The organism is Arthrobacter sp. Soil_C_60 (assembly GCF_057656375.1).
In genome coordinates, this window is sequence record NZ_JBDGKM010000007.1 from 187,390 (window position 1) to 201,352 (window position 13,963).

Sequence of the window (13,963 nt, forward strand, 5' to 3'; positions counted from 1 at the left end):
ATAATGCGGCACAGTCCGCCTCGGAATCCACTGAGGCACAGGCCGGGTGGGGCCGGGCAGGCAACGACGCCGAACAGCAAGAGGCAGGAAAAAGACGGTCATGACATCCACTATCGACAGCACACTCAGGTCCACCCTCACCATCGGCGGCAGAGAAATCCAGTACATCGACGTCGCCTCCATTGAGGGTGCGGACTCCCTGCCGTTCAGCCTCAAGGTGCTGCTCGAGAACGTCATCCGCCACGGTGGCAGCACTGACAGCATCGAGGCCCTGCTGCACCGGAATGAACGGGACGGCCGACATTCGGGCGCAGAGATCCCGTTCAGGCCGGCCCGAGTGGTCATGCAAGATATGGCAGGTGCCCCGGTGGTCCACGACCTGGTCACCCTCCGCGAGACGGTGGAGCGCTTCGGCGGGGATGCCTCCCTGATCAATCCGGTGATCCCGGGCGAGCTGGTCATTGACCATTCGGTGATCGTGGACAGCTTCGGGAACCCCTCCGCGTTGCAACGCAACACAGAGCTGGAATTCGAGCGCAACCGGGAGAGGTTCCGCTTCCTGCGCTGGGCCCAGGATGCCCTCGACAACTTCCGCGTCGTCCCACCGGGCACCGGCATCATTCACCAGATCAACATCGAGCACCTGACCCGGGGCGTGATGACGACCGAGGTGGACGGGAAGGTCCTGGCCTACCCCGACACATGTATCGGAACGGACAGCCACACGACCATGGTCAACGGCCTCGGGGTGCTCGGCTGGGGTGTCGGGGGCATCGAAGCCACCGCCGCGCTGCTCGGCCAGCCGCTGTCCATGCTCATCCCCCCGGTGGTCGGCGTCGAGATCGTCGGGGACCTGCCGGCCGGAACGACAGCGACCGACGTGGTGCTGACGGTAACGGAAATGCTCCGGAAGCACGGCGTGGTCGGCAAGATAGTCGAATTCTACGGACCGGCACTGGCCCAGGTCCCGGTGGCCGACCGGACCACCATCGCCAATATGTCTCCCGAGTTCGGCTCCACCGCGGCGATGTTCCCGATCGACGCGGCCACGATCGACTACTACCGGCTGACCGGCCGCTCCTCGGAGCAGGTCGAACTGATCGAGGCATACTCCCGAGCGCAGGGGCTATGGAGTGACGGGAACAGCAGGCCGGCGCTTTATTCGGAGTACCTCCGATTGAACCTGTCCACCGTGGTCCCGTCCATTGCCGGTCCATACCGGCCCCAGGACCGGATCGAGCTGAATCGGGCCCACGAGCAGTTCCGTGCGGACCTGACGGACCTGCACTCGGGCAGATCCGCTGACTTGCCCGTCGAGGTGGACCTAGACGGAACCCCGATTACCCTCAAGCACGGAACGCTGGCTATTGCCGCGATCACTAGCTGCACCAACACGTCCAACCCCCAAATGATGATGACTGCTGCCCTGCTGGCGAAGAACGCCGTGGACCGCGGACTCGCGGTCCCGCCGTGGGTGAAAACCTCGATGGCCCCGGGATCCCAAGTAGTGACCAAGTACCTTGAGAAGGCCGGACTGCTGCCGTGCCTGGAGAAGCTGGGCTTCCACGTCGTCGGCTACGGATGCACCACCTGCATGGGCAATTCCGGGCCACTGCCGCAACGGATCTCGGCAGCCGCCCGAGAGAAGAGCCTGACGCTCGCATCGATCCTCTCGGGCAACCGGAACTTCGAGGGCAGGGTCAGCCCGGACGTGCGCATGAACTACCTGGCGTCCCCGCCGCTCGTAATCGCCTATGCCCTGGCCGGCACCATGGACGTCGACATCCAGAAGGATCCGCTCGGACATGACGGCGACGGACGGGACGTCTATCTGGGCGACCTCTGGCCCTCCCCGGAAGAAGTCGAACGTGAACTCTCCCGGGTCGTCACCCGCCAGATGTACTTGGACAACTACGGCGACGCCTACTCCGGATCGGGGCAGTGGCAGGACTTGGATGCCCCTTCCGGTGCTACCTATGACTTCGGCACCGAATCGACCTACATGCGCAGCTCACCCTTCCTCAAGGGGGTCGGCCTCGAGCCGGAGTCCGTCCGGGACCTGACCGGAGCACGTGTCCTGGTAAAACTCGGGGACTCCGTCACCACCGACCACATCAGCCCGGTGGGCCAGATCCGTTCCGATAGCCCGGCCGGCCAATACCTGTTGGACCGGGGCGTGGCGCGCCGGGACTTCAACACCTACGGCTCGCGACGGGGCAACCACGAGGCCATGGTGCGCGGGACCTTCGCGAACGCCCGGCTGCGCAACCACCTCGCTAAGGACACCGAGGGCGGGTTCACCCGGCTGCTTCCCGATGGCGAAGAGATGACCATCTTCGACGCTGCCACCCGGTACGCCGAGCGCGGCACGCCCCTGGTGGTGCTGGCCGGTCGTGAATACGGCACCGGCTCTGCACGTGACTATGCAGCCAAAGGCACCCGGCTGATGGGGGTCCGAGCAGTGTTGGCCGAGTCCTTCGAGCGGATCCACCGATCGAATCTCGTCGGCATGGGTGTGGTGCCGTTGGAGTACTTTGAAGGCGAAACCGCCGAGACGCTCGGCCTGGACGGCACCGAAGAGCTCTCGATCACAGGACTGACGGAGTTCACCGGCGGCGGGTGGCCGGACACAGCCCGTGTCCAGGCCCTCCATGCAGACGGGAAGACCACGTCGTTCACTGTCACAGTGCGGGTCGATACACCCCTGGAAGCCACCTACATCCGCCACGGCGGCATCCTCCCCTACGTCCTGCGGTCCAGCCTCAAGAAGGAATCTCTAATTCAGTAGCTGTAAAGGGCGTTGTTCAGGAGCCCTGTCGGGGACCCTACGATGCAATCAGTCGCGAGAAAGCGGTCGAGCAGCCGAACATCCTCATTGATGCGGTCCTGTTTGCCCTTCCCAACTCTTTGCGGACGCCTTCCCGTGCATAACAGCGCGTTGGTTCATCACGGCTGACGTCACCTCCCCTCAGTCGGCGTCCAGGCTGAGGTACCGGTAGACGGTGGCGCGGCTGGCTCCGATGATCTTGCCGATGTCGGCAGGCTTAAGGCCCTGGGATTTCAGTTCACAGGCGCGTTTAACGTTGCGGTCCCCTGCACTGATTTCGCGCCTCCCTGCCCTCCGGCCGTTGGCAGCGGCCGCCGCCATACCTGCCCTGGTGCGCTCGGCCAGCTGGTCACGTTCCAGCTGGGCGAATGCGGACATTACGGTGAGCATGGCCTTGCCCATAGGCCCCGTCGTACTGATGCCTTCCGTGACGCTGCGGAAATGGACACCCCGCCCCTCCAAATTATCGATGAGCGCCAGCAGGTTGCGCGTATTGCGGCCCAGCCGGTCCAGCTTCCAGACCACCACCTCGTCACCGTCCCGCAGGTGATCGAGGAGCTTCTCGAGTTCAGGCCGGCTTGCCCTCGTTCCGCTCACCCCATGATCCGTGAAAATCCTTTTGCAGCCCGCCGCCTTTAGCGCAGTGTGTTGCAGGTCCGCGTTCTGATCCAGAGTGCTGACCCTGGCGTATCCGATGCTAGCCATTCCCCCTCGTCCCATTAGAGGTGATATTTCCTTTTCCTGAGAGTATCAGAAGTGAGACATATTGATGAGACGATGCAGCCTGCGGAACCCCGCGACTGCTTCTGCTCGGCGACAAGCCAAGCTTAGGTCTTAGCAAACGAACGTTTGATGAGACATCATGAGCGCGGCGTAACCGCGGTGTAACGCCGGGCGGTCAAGTGCCCGGCTGTGCGGGTGATCTGGTCGATGAGGTGATGCATGCGGACGCCGTCACGGAAGTCGGGGGCGGTCGAGGTGCCCTCGAGCACGTCGTTGGCGTAGGCGGCGTAGAGGTAGGAGACGTCGTGGACGCTGGCGTCGAGGTTGCCCTGGTCGAGGTACGTGTACTCGTCCGGGATTGGCATGGCGCTAAAGGTGGTCGCGTCTGAGGCCATGGCCTCGACGGTGTTGTCGTTCTCGTTCTGGAAGCCGCGGGGATTGGTGATGCGCAGAGCGCCATCGGAACCGGTGATGACTATCTGCAGGCCCGTCTTGTGTTTCTGGCCGCCCTCGAGCTGGATGGAGTACAGCCCCCCGTCACGAAGTTCGCCGATGGCCACAACCTCTGTCGGTACGCCGCTCGTCGCCTTCTCTCCGGTCTCTTTGATGGTGACTTCCGGGATGTGGTTTGAGGTCAGGGCCGTGAGGGTCGCCGGCGGCCCGACCGTGGTGAAGAGCAGGTCGCCGAAGTGCCCGAAGTAGACGGGCAGGAGGTGGACAAAGTTCGTCGGGTCGAGCACCCAAGACACGCTCTCGGGCAGCTCGGCGCCGAACGCGTCGACGCCGACCGACATGGTCACGCCGCGGATCTGGCCGATGAACCCCTGTTTGATGAGTTCGGCGGTGTATTGGGCGCTGGGAGAGAGCCGGCGTTGCAGTCCAACGACGTGTCGGACTCCCTTCGCCTCGGCCAGGGCAAGCATCTCTTCGGAGTCGGCCGTGTTGGTGGTGAGGGGCCACTCGCTGTAGACGTCCTTGCCACCGACGATGACGGCCTGGATCAACTCCTTGTGCTGGGGTGCGGGCGCGGGGATGACCACCAGGTCGACATCGGGGTGGGCGATGAGGTCGTTGTAGTCGTCGAAGGCGTGCGCAATGCCGTGCTCTGCGGCAAGTTCTTCGGCTTTGGCCTTCGTGCGGCTCGAGACCGCGACGACCTCGATGCTGTGGACGGTTTTCACCGCGGGAAGGTGGCCGTACGTGGCCCATCCGCCGACGCCGATGATGCCGACGCCGATCTTCTTGTTTTGTGTCATCGCTGTTCTCCTTTTTTCGTGCCTGATGGGTGCTCCGCGGGGGTGCCGTCGGCGGCCCGGTCGGATGAACCGGCCGCCGAAGGCACGGGAACGCGGGTCAGGCCGGGACACCCTCAACGATGAAAACGCGGTACTCGGCTCCCTTGAGGCGGTGCTTCATGGCCTCCTGGTAGAGGGGGCTGTCGTACAGGGCGCGGGCCTCGTCGATGGTGGCGAACTCGAGGATGACGGCACCGTCGACGGGTGCGCCCTCGAGGGTCTCGACGGCGCCGTAGAAGGCGAGCGGGTTCACGGTGTGCCCGGCCGACGCGGGAGGAGCTTTTTCCTCGTACCTGCGGAACTCATCGGGGTCGGTGATGCGGTCCCGGACGTAGACGACGTAAGCACTCATGGCAGGTCCTTCCAAGGCGATTCGAGAGTGGTGGCGTGGTGGGATACGTCGGCCGGGTCAGGCGGGGAGGTTGCCGATCTGGTGTCCGAGGTTCAGCTCGAACTCGCCTTCCTTGCCGAACCCGGCGGCTTGGAGCTTGGTGAGTGCTGCCGCACCTTCTGGCCAGTTGTTGACCTCGGAGAGGATGTGGTTGGAGGTCCAGAGGTCCGCTTCCGAGGGCACGCCGGCGCGGGCGTTGACCATCTTCTTGGCCAACTGCAGGGCGCGCTTTTCGAAGCGGCTGACGCGGCGGGCGAAGGCGTCGACGTAGTCGTCGAGCTCGCTGTCCGGGATGGACCGGTTGACGAAGCCGTAGAGCTCGGCTGTGTCGGCGTCGAAATCGTCGGCCCCGAGGACGATCTCGAGGGCCCGGGAGCGTCCCACGAGCGCGACGAGCCATTCGGTGCCGCCGCCACCGGGGACGGACGCGCCGGCGGCTTCCACGAGCGCGAAGAGTGCTCGTTCGCGGGAGGCGAAGCGGATGTCGCTCGCGAGGGCGAACTCGAACCCCTGGGCTCGTGCGCGGCCGCGTACCTTTGCGATGCTGAGGACAGAGGAGTTCGACAGGCGCGTAACGAACGTTGGCCAGGAGGAGAACGGCTTGGCGCCGGGACGGTCGGGGAGCTCGCTGTTGCCAAGGTCGTGGTGATTGACGAAGAAGTCCTCGTTGGCGCTCTCGAATACGATGACCTTCAGGTCGGCGTCGCCCTCGATGTCGTCCATGAGGACGTTCAGGTCAGCGAACAGCGACGGGTCCCACAGGTTGATGGGCGGGTTGTCGATGATGACTCGCCAGTAGGAGGGCGATTCGTGGATGACGGTGACGATCTTGTCTGACATGGGTGTTCCTTCTCTGCTCGCAGCCCGCGGCGGGCTGGCTGTGAAAGCTGGGTCATCGGCTAGATGACTGCCAGCTAGATCATGGGGCCGAAGGTTCGGCTCGGGAATGCGCGCTCGTGGGCGCTGGATCAATGGGACGGTGCTGCGGGCACTGGTGCCGCGATCGGCTCGACGCGCCGGGTGGGACCGTCTTCGGCGGGGGAATGTGTTCCTACACCCGTCTCTGCGGGGCTGTGTTGTACTAGGGTCATAAACCTTACGGTATATGGTTGACACTAGTGTGAAGGTCAAGCCGGACGCCGCCTCACCCCGTTCGAAGGTGCACGACATGCGAATCGGAGAGCTCGCGAAACTCTCAAACACGCCCACCCGGTCGCTCCGCTACTACGAGGAGCAGGGGCTGATCATCCCCCGGCGTCTCGAGAACGGCTACCGGGAATACGACCCGTACCTGATCGACCGCGCCATCCAGATCCGCGGCCTCATCGACAGCGGCGTCCCGACCAAGATCATCGCCCTGATCCTGCCCTGCCTGGACAAGCCGCGCGGAATCGTCCCCGAGGACATCCAGCCGGAACTGCTCGCCATCCTCGGCGACGAACGCGACCGGATGACCCAACGCATCGATTTCCTCACCCGCAACCGCGACTCCATCGCCAGCTACATCGAGGCTGCGAACGAGACCCTCGCGCGCCGCACCACGCCGGCCGCCTGAGTCGGCCGTCACGGAACGCACTAGTTCCACCACGCACTCGCCGCCGTCCCATCAAACGATCCTTATTTGAGACAACGTCTCAATCCATTTTCTTGCCGATCATCGACGTTGCAGTCCATGGAGAAGCGTTGAGCCTCCAGGCACACGGCGTCGATGCCGCGTCGTATGTCAGGGGAACCGCTTCCAGTCGATAGGATGACGATGTATCACGCGCCCCATACCCTGTGGTGCGGAAGATCCGGGTGAATGGGGCAGAACAAGCATGACCACTCTGGCGCTGAACAGCAATTTTTCAGCGGCGAAGAACGCGAAGAACGACGAGTTCTACACTCAGTGGGCTGACATCGAGCGCGAGATGAACGCGTATCTCGAGTATGACCGCGACGTCTTCCGAGACAAGGTGATCCTGCTGCCATGCGACGACCCGGAGTGGAGCAACTTTGCGAAGTTCTTTGCTCTGCACTTCGTTGACTTCGGGATAAAGAGGCTCATCTCGACGTCGTATGCTCCTGACAGTAACCCTGCTGGCGCGTTCTACGCTCCGACCTTGTTCGAGACTGCCGACCCGAAGTTCGACGCCGCGAAAACTCGGGTCAACGGCAAGAAGTTCACGCTAGAGTCGAACGACATAAACGGCGACGGCGTCGTCAACATCGACGACCTCCAGTGGGAGTATCTCGAGGGCAACGGGGACTTCCGCAGCGCTGAGGTAACGGCGCTACGCGACGAGGCCGACATCGTCATTACCAACCCACCCTTCTCGTTGTTCCGGGAGTTTGTCGGCTGGCTCGTCCAAGCCAACAAGAAGTTCTCCATCATAGGTAACAGCAATGCTTCAACCGCCAAGGAGATCTTTCCGCTCATCAAAGCGAACAAGCTATGGAAGGGTGCGACAGCCAACAACACCGACATGGTCTTCGGTGTGCCCAAGGGAGCTCCGATTAAGGAAGCCGATCGGACCAAAGCAGCGAAGCTTGGCTACCCATCGGACGACGATTACGACTACACGCGCTTGGGTAACTCCTGTTGGTTCACAAACTTGGAGCACGGTCGCCGCCACGAGCCCCTTCAACTGATGACCATGGCGGACAACATCAAGTTCAGCAAGCACAAGGAAGTGCGCGGCCTCGGATATCGGCAATACGACAACTTCAATGCTCTCGAAGTTGGCTTCGTTGATGCTATTCCAAGCGATTACTCCGACCTGATGGGCGTTCCGATCACATTCCTCGACCGCTATAACCCCGATCAGTTCGAGATCGTGGGCATTACGACGAGCTTCGGCGGTCAACAGTCGAAGAAGTACCCCAAACAGACTCAAGTCAGTGCCGATGGCACGAGGAAACAAGTCGGCAAACTGAACGATGCGCCTGCGGTTAAGGTCGAGACTCCGCCCGCCGGTAAAACGCATTACGAAGTAGAGGGCGAATTCTTCGTATTGACCTACCACCGCATCCTCGTCAGGAAGAAGAACTGCCCATGAAGACTGAACTCAAGCACTACACCGTGGAACGGGTAGTAGAGGGCTTCGTATACAACGAGCTCGAGGGCAAGGGCTTGTTCGGCCTGGACGGCAAGCTCGTCATCCAGCCCGAGTACCAGCGTAATTACATCTACAACGACGGCAAGCGTGACGTGGCGGTCATCGACTCATTGCTGAAGCGTTACCCGCTCGGGCTGATGTACTTCAACGTCGAAGACGGGGTGCTCGAGGTCCTGGACGGTCAGCAACGCATCACCAGTTTCGGACGGTTCGTAACCGGCAAGTTCGCGATCAAAGTTGATGGTAAGGAGCAGACCTTCTCCTCACTGTCGAAGGACCAACAGCAAAAGATCCTCAACACCAAACTCGACATCTATGAGTGCGAGGGCACCGAGAACGAGATCAAGGCGTGGTTCCAGACAATCAACATCGCTGGCCTTCCACTCAACAAGCAGGAGCTTTTGAACGCGATTTACTCCGGGCCTTTCATCACCATGGCGAAGGCTGAGTTCAGCAACTCACACAACGCGAACATGCAGAAGTGGCAGTCGTATATCCAGGGCGACCCCAAGCGTCAGGACATACTCGCTGTCGCGCTGGACTGGGTTTCTTCGTCTCAAGGCGTAAGCGTCGACGCCTACCTTGCGCAACACCGGCAGGACCAGAACATCAACGGTTTGAAGACCTACTTCACATCAGTTATAGACTGGATCGGATCCGTTTTCGCCCGTCCGCCTGACAGGGAGATGCGGGGTCTGGAATGGGGTCGGCTGTACGAGCGCTATCACTCGCAGTCCTACAGCGCTGCCAAGATCGATACTAAGGTCGAGGAGCTGCGCGCCGACTCCGCGGTGCACAATGGCAAGGGAATCTACGAGTTTCTGCTCAGCGGCGAGACCGAGCCGCAGCTGCTGTCAATCCGCATGTTCGACGACAAGATGAAGCGAGTCGCCTACGAGCAGCAGACAACCAAGGCCAAGGCCGACTCCGTCTCAAATTGCCCGCTTTGTGCGATTGGCCATGACACCAACAAGATCCGTATCTACAACCTTAAAGAGATGGACGCCGACCACGTGACCGCATGGTCGAAGGGCGGGGCAACAAACCTCTCGAACTTGACGATGTTGTGCCAGACGCACAACCGTGCCAAGGGCAACAAGTAGAGATCGGCAGAAGAGGATCCAGTCAATGCGACGGGATGTGAACGCTCCGCGCAGAGACGCGACGCTGCCGCGAGAGGCATAGCGCAGGTAGGCCCGGTGCCAACGGCAGGTTCAACCCCTGCGCCTGCCCGACATTATGGCGTGAAATTGCGACCTGCGGCGCACTTCGTGCCGGGCGTTTGACACCGGTCTTCAGGGCCTCGCGGTGTAATGCGAGACTTGCTGCGCTCGGGGTGTATAGACGAACCAATCTCGGACTTACCGGCACCAACTAGGACCGGTCCGTCCTCCGCGAAGCTCTCGTCGTCGTCCGCCGCGACTGCTCGCAAAGTCGCCTAGGCCAAGGGCTGGGCACCGCGGCAAGCGGCCCAAAATTTACAAGAGCCAAGAAACCCACCTTGTCTCATACAGGTTAGCGGGCGGGGACAACACCACGCCGCGCTTTCAGGAGGGCGACGTCCTTGCCGCTACGACTGTGCTCCAGCTTTTCAAGAACCGCCTTCTGGGTTTCCGGAGACCAAAAGATCTTGAGGTGCTCACGCGCCCTCGTGATCGCGGTGTAGAAGATGTTGTGCGAGATGTCGTCCTCACTGGTATGGGTGATTACTACCTTCACCGAGTCGTACTCGAGACCCTGCGCCTTGTGAATCGAAACGGCATAGGCGACCTGGAATGGCACCGAGGTGTAGGCGGTCTCGTCGTCCTCATCGGTGCTGCCCTGTAGAAATACATCGAAGCTGACCGTGGATTCCGCGACGTATCGCAGGTCGTAACCGTCAACGTCCAATTCGGTAACGGTGCGGTCCAGCCATACATCGAACTGGATGCGGTTCTCATCGACGACAATGTCGACGATCCTGCCCTTCAAGCGTCGGCGTCGAGCCCCGTTGATCCGATCTGCCGGCGCTTAGCCAAATGCCTCGGACTACCTCACGATCGGGCCTCGGACAGAGGCACACGAGATGCCGCGATTTGATAAAGATCAGTGGGGAGTCCGGAACCTGATAGAAACTCATCGTCGTTGATTCCTACCGAGCTCATGACCTCGCGTGCGCGGGGCAACATCGATGGCATCTCAAGCGATGCCACTCGGCCGGGCTCGGCCCGGCGCCAGCCGTTTTGTGACATGCGAATCACGGCATTACGGTACGAGACGTCCCCCATTATGCCGAGAGCGCGAGCCCGGTACAGCAGTGCGGCCAGACTCACCCCCCAATGCTCTTTTAGCTCGGCAAGCTGTGCCCATGCCCGTCCAGCCGTGGAGGCCGGCAGGAGTTGTGCAATCTCCTCGGCGGGCATCAGGAATTCAGATGCAAAACGATTGGCTTGCTCCTCTGCGACCTTGCCGCCGGGCTCGGCATCGTGATGCATGATCAGGTGCCCGAGCTCGTGAGCGACGTCGAACCGCTGCCGGTAATAGTCATCCTTGACGGGATTCAGAACGATAATCGGCCTCGTTGCAGTGTGGAGCGAGTAGGCGTCGATGGCTACGATCCCAGGCTCGCTGAAGACGACGACCACTCCTGCCCGCTCGGCGAGGCGGATAGCATGCTGGATCGGGCCTGGGCCGACGCCAAAGAACTCACGGGCCTCCCTGGCCGCCTCCTCCGGAGTCATGGAGCGCCCTTCGGGGTCCACAGGGAGATCGGGCAGCGACACTTCGGGAAACTCAACTGCGTTTTCCAGCATGTCAGCTACCTCAGCGACGAACTGTCCGTAGGCTTCAGCCTCGTCCTGTGCGATCTGTGGCGTGGAGCGAAGCGACCGGAAGTGAGGCTTGTTCACGTGGGGCGGCGCGCCACCCCCGAAGAACTGTGGCTCGACCTTCAGCGCGAGTGCCAGTTTGGCCAAGGTCGCACGGTTAGGTTGCTTTGCGCCGCTCTCCCAGGCGGTCACCGAGGCTGGTGACATCTCGATCAGTGCGGCGAGATGAGCCTTCTTCAATCCTGCGAGTTGGCGCGCCATTGCCAGACGCTCGCCGTTGAAGAATGAAGCTGCCGCGGCTAGCGTCTGTGAAGGCCGACGCAGGCTATCCATTCGACGCGCCCGTCCCCTGGCCCGCGAGCGGCTTCTTGATACGCACGACGACATCCTCCACATCGGTCGATGCTGCGTCCCCAAGTGGGACCGGTGGCGCCGTCATGCTCGAGCCGACCATCGGAGTACCGCCTGAAAGCAGCAGCTGACGCCAGTACCAACAAGTGTCCATCGGGTACACAGGGTTCTTGCTCTGGCCGATGTAGAGCTCGAACTGCTTCGTCGTCGGATTGAAGGCATGCGCTGCTACGAGCGTCACGCCGACGAAGTCGTCACTATCAGGAATGCCGGGAATGGACTCCAGCCCGAAGTCGGTATCGTCGAATAATACGTCCTGGCCGTTGAAGGACTGCGACGCGACCCGGCGTTTGGCGTCGCTGCGCTGCCCCCATTTTATGTCGTCGATGCGGCCGAAGATGTAGGACTGCAGCAGCACGCGGTAGCCCTCAGCGACCCAGCCCGGTGACTGCCGGTAGCTGCTTCGAGCGATCGCATTAGGGGAAAGGGCCGGCATGGAGCGGAACGCCTCAGGAGCGATCCCGCGCGCCAGAACGTCCGTCCCAGTTCCATCCACATCCTCTCCCAGCACGAACCGCCCATTCGACGTCGCACGATCCATCAAATCAGTCAGATGTTTGAAGTTGAGGTAGCCGATGACTCCCTGGTCGTGCCCTGCGTCCTCGTCGTAGATCTGATCGGTGGCAGCGAAGGCGGCCGGGGCAGCCCAGGTCAGAAGGTCGAGCAGTCCGGAGTCCCGGAGGCTTGCGATTGCTTCATCTTCAGCAGTCATAACGCCAGCCTACAGTATCGCCAGTAACTAGAGTTCTAATTTTTACTCTCTGCGTGTCACTCCTGATGAAACTGTCACTTCCTCGGGTCTCTCAGAGAGCGAGAGAATCCAAATGTTTGCGCATCTCCCTCCCGACAGGCGAAGAAATAAGGCCTATAACGATTCCAGGAAGCTTCAGTAGAAGCTCGAAGCGCCGATAACGGCGCCTATGAAATTGGGAATCGCATTGAGTGCGATCCACCGGATTTGTTCTACCGCTGAGCAGTTCTCGCCGTTTACTGAAGGGCACATAGGTTGCCATGTCCGATGATCTTCGGTCGGGACAGCGCGGCAGGAAGAGACGTGTTCGATTGCCTCTAATCGAGCATCGGCGATAAGCCGGCCCACGATTATCTGATCGCCTGTTCCTCCGTCTGACCTTTGCGGATATTGCTTGCGTTATATCCGTTCGAGAATTAGCGCCATGCCTTGCCCTCCGCCGACGCACATGGTGATCAGTCCGGTCGTTTTGTCGTGGAAGTCGAGGGAGTTGAGCATAGTGGCCTGCAGGCGGGCTCCGGTCATGCCGAAGGGGTGCCCGAGCGCGATGGCGCCTCCGTTTACGTTCAGGCGGTCCAGATCGATTCCGAGGTCCTGGTAGGAGGGGATGACTTGGGCTGCGAAAGCCTCGTTGATCTCGACGAGGTCTATGTCGTTGATGGTCATGCCTGCGTGCTTGAGCGCGTTGCGGGTTGCGTCGACTGGGCCTAGTCCCATGATCTCCGGGGAGAGACCCGACACGCCGGTGGAGACGATGCGGGCCAGCGGTTTGAGTCCCAGTTCGGAAGCTTTGGTGTCGCTGGTGATTAGCACGGCGGCGGCGCCGTCATTGAGCGGGCAGGCGTTGCCCGCGGTGACGACTCCGTCCGGTCGGAAGATGGGTGCGAGTTGCGAGACGTTTTCGTAGGTGACGCCAGGGCGGGGGCTGTCGTCTGTAGAAACGGATCTACCGTCGGGGAGGGGAACCGGGGTGATTTCCCGTGTCCAGAAACCGTCTGCGATTGCCTTCTCTGCGAAGTTTTGTGAGCGAACAGCGAACTCGTCAAGCTCTGTGCGGGAGATTCCGCGCAGCGCGGCGATGTTCTCTGCAGTGTGGCCCATGCTGATGTATGGGTCCGGGAGCTTGCCGTCCCGCCGCGGATCGTGCCAGGGCGAGCCGGCGGCTTCGGTACGGGCACGAGCGTCCTCGAAAAGCGGATTCTCGCACCCCGCGATGTCAGCGTTGCCGTTGCCGGAGCGCGATACTGCCTCGACCCCGGCGGAGACGAATACGTCGCCTTCCCCGCTTTTGATCGCGTGGAAAGCCATCCGGGTTGTCTGTACCGAGGAAGCACAGTAGCGGTTTACTGTCGCGCCGGGGACAGTGTCGAGGCCAAGCAGGGTGTTGACTACCTTCGCGATGTTGAAGCCTGCCTCTCCGGCAGGCAGGCCGCAGCCAATATAGACGTCATCAATTGTGCCTGGGTCCAGTGCTGGTACCTTTTCAAGGGCTGCTTGGATAGCGAAGGCGGCCAGGTCGTCCGGGCGCAGGTCTTTCAGCGACCCTTTGAAGGCGCGGCCTATCGGAGTGCGTGCAGCGGAAACGATCACTGCTTCTGGCATGGGAACCCGCTCCTTGGGTAGAGGTAGTTATTCGTGCTCGAGGCGGCCGGTTCGGGCC

Annotated in this window: 12 protein-coding genes; 4 read left to right on the plus strand and 8 right to left on the minus strand. The window is 61.6% G+C overall.

Annotated features, from left to right (window positions below):
* Window positions 1–100 precede the first annotated feature (100 nt).
* On the plus strand, window positions 101–2,788 hold the full coding sequence (gene acnA / locus AC3A4M_RS15355) for an aconitate hydratase AcnA (protein ID WP_498736642.1): 2,688 nt from the start codon (window positions 101–103) through the stop codon (window positions 2,786–2,788).
* Window positions 2,789–2,968: 180 nt separating this feature from the next.
* On the opposite strand, the gene AC3A4M_RS15360 is transcribed toward acnA, so the two are convergent.
* From AC3A4M_RS15360 to AC3A4M_RS15375, 4 genes are all read right to left on the minus strand, one after another.
* Window positions 2,969–3,547 (minus strand): recombinase family protein, encoded by a 579-nt coding sequence (locus AC3A4M_RS15360; protein WP_498736644.1) that lies wholly within the window; start codon window positions 3,545–3,547, stop codon window positions 2,969–2,971.
* Window positions 3,548–3,687: 140 nt separating this feature from the next.
* Window positions 3,688–4,806 (minus strand): Gfo/Idh/MocA family protein, encoded by a 1,119-nt coding sequence (locus tag AC3A4M_RS15365; protein ID WP_498736646.1) that lies wholly within the window; start codon window positions 4,804–4,806, stop codon window positions 3,688–3,690.
* Window positions 4,807–4,903: 97 nt separating this feature from the next.
* Window positions 4,904–5,197: a DUF1330 domain-containing protein gene (locus tag AC3A4M_RS15370; protein WP_498736648.1), complete on the minus strand. Its 294-nt coding sequence runs from the start codon at window positions 5,195–5,197 to the stop codon at window positions 4,904–4,906.
* Window positions 5,198–5,254: 57 nt separating this feature from the next.
* The gene (locus AC3A4M_RS15375) at window positions 5,255–6,076 is read right to left on the minus strand and encodes an enoyl-CoA hydratase/isomerase family protein (RefSeq protein WP_498736650.1); all 822 of its coding nucleotides are present in this window, start codon (window positions 6,074–6,076) and stop codon (window positions 5,255–5,257) included.
* A gap of 328 nt (window positions 6,077–6,404) precedes the next feature.
* Between AC3A4M_RS15375 and AC3A4M_RS15380 the strand changes: the two genes are divergently transcribed.
* The 3 genes from AC3A4M_RS15380 to AC3A4M_RS15390 all read left to right on the plus strand — a co-directional run bounded on the left by AC3A4M_RS15380 (window position 6,405) and on the right by AC3A4M_RS15390 (window position 9,437).
* Complete coding sequence (locus AC3A4M_RS15380) at window positions 6,405–6,791, plus strand: MerR family transcriptional regulator (RefSeq protein ID WP_498736652.1); 387 nt, start codon at window positions 6,405–6,407, stop codon at window positions 6,789–6,791.
* Window positions 6,792–7,053: 262 nt separating this feature from the next.
* The gene (locus tag AC3A4M_RS15385; protein ID WP_498736654.1) at window positions 7,054–8,274 is read left to right on the plus strand and encodes an adenine-specific methyltransferase EcoRI family protein; all 1,221 of its coding nucleotides are present in this window, start codon (window positions 7,054–7,056) and stop codon (window positions 8,272–8,274) included.
* A complete protein-coding gene (locus AC3A4M_RS15390; protein WP_498736656.1) occupies window positions 8,271–9,437 on the plus strand; it encodes an HNH endonuclease family protein in 1,167 nt (388 codons plus the stop codon). Before AC3A4M_RS15385 ends, AC3A4M_RS15390 begins: the two co-directional genes overlap by 4 nt.
* 412 nt (window positions 9,438–9,849) lie before the next feature.
* Here AC3A4M_RS15390 and AC3A4M_RS15395 read toward each other — a convergent pair whose 3' ends face one another.
* The 4 genes from AC3A4M_RS15395 to AC3A4M_RS15410 form a co-directional block, all read right to left on the minus strand.
* A complete protein-coding gene (locus AC3A4M_RS15395) occupies window positions 9,850–10,305 on the minus strand; it encodes an ATP-binding domain-containing protein (protein ID WP_498736658.1) in 456 nt (151 codons plus the stop codon).
* 62 nt (window positions 10,306–10,367) lie between these two features.
* The gene (locus AC3A4M_RS15400; RefSeq protein ID WP_498736660.1) at window positions 10,368–11,474 is read right to left on the minus strand and encodes an ImmA/IrrE family metallo-endopeptidase; all 1,107 of its coding nucleotides are present in this window, start codon (window positions 11,472–11,474) and stop codon (window positions 10,368–10,370) included.
* Complete coding sequence (locus tag AC3A4M_RS15405; protein ID WP_498736662.1) at window positions 11,467–12,264, minus strand: hypothetical protein; 798 nt, start codon at window positions 12,262–12,264, stop codon at window positions 11,467–11,469. Before AC3A4M_RS15405 ends, AC3A4M_RS15400 begins: the two co-directional genes overlap by 8 nt.
* Before the next feature lie 438 nt (window positions 12,265–12,702).
* Window positions 12,703–13,905: an acetyl-CoA C-acetyltransferase gene (locus AC3A4M_RS15410; RefSeq protein WP_498736664.1), complete on the minus strand. Its 1,203-nt coding sequence runs from the start codon at window positions 13,903–13,905 to the stop codon at window positions 12,703–12,705.
* Between the last annotated feature and the right edge of the window lie 58 nt (window positions 13,906–13,963).

Excerpts from the sequence above, each read along its gene's own strand:
- AC3A4M_RS15405 (WP_498736662.1), bottom strand. The coding sequence starts at position 12,264 with ATGACTGCTGAAGATGAAGCAATCGCAAGCCTCCGGGACTCCGGACTG.
- AC3A4M_RS15365 (WP_498736646.1), bottom strand. The coding sequence starts at position 4,806 with ATGACACAAAACAAGAAGATCGGCGTCGGCATCATCGGCGTCGGCGGA.
- AC3A4M_RS15370 (WP_498736648.1), bottom strand. The coding sequence starts at position 5,197 with ATGAGTGCTTACGTCGTCTACGTCCGGGACCGCATCACCGACCCCGAT.
- AC3A4M_RS15400 (WP_498736660.1), bottom strand. The coding sequence starts at position 11,474 with ATGGATAGCCTGCGTCGGCCTTCACAGACGCTAGCCGCGGCAGCTTCA.
- AC3A4M_RS15360 (WP_498736644.1), bottom strand. The coding sequence starts at position 3,547 with ATGGGACGAGGGGGAATGGCTAGCATCGGATACGCCAGGGTCAGCACT.
- AC3A4M_RS15390 (WP_498736656.1), top strand. The coding sequence starts at position 8,271 with ATGAAGACTGAACTCAAGCACTACACCGTGGAACGGGTAGTAGAGGGC.
- AC3A4M_RS15380 (WP_498736652.1), top strand. The coding sequence starts at position 6,405 with ATGCGAATCGGAGAGCTCGCGAAACTCTCAAACACGCCCACCCGGTCG.
- AC3A4M_RS15385 (WP_498736654.1), top strand. The coding sequence starts at position 7,054 with ATGACCACTCTGGCGCTGAACAGCAATTTTTCAGCGGCGAAGAACGCG.
- acnA (WP_498736642.1), top strand. The coding sequence starts at position 101 with ATGACATCCACTATCGACAGCACACTCAGGTCCACCCTCACCATCGGC.
- AC3A4M_RS15375 (WP_498736650.1), bottom strand. The coding sequence starts at position 6,076 with ATGTCAGACAAGATCGTCACCGTCATCCACGAATCGCCCTCCTACTGG.
- AC3A4M_RS15410 (WP_498736664.1), bottom strand. The coding sequence starts at position 13,905 with ATGCCAGAAGCAGTGATCGTTTCCGCTGCACGCACTCCGATAGGCCGC.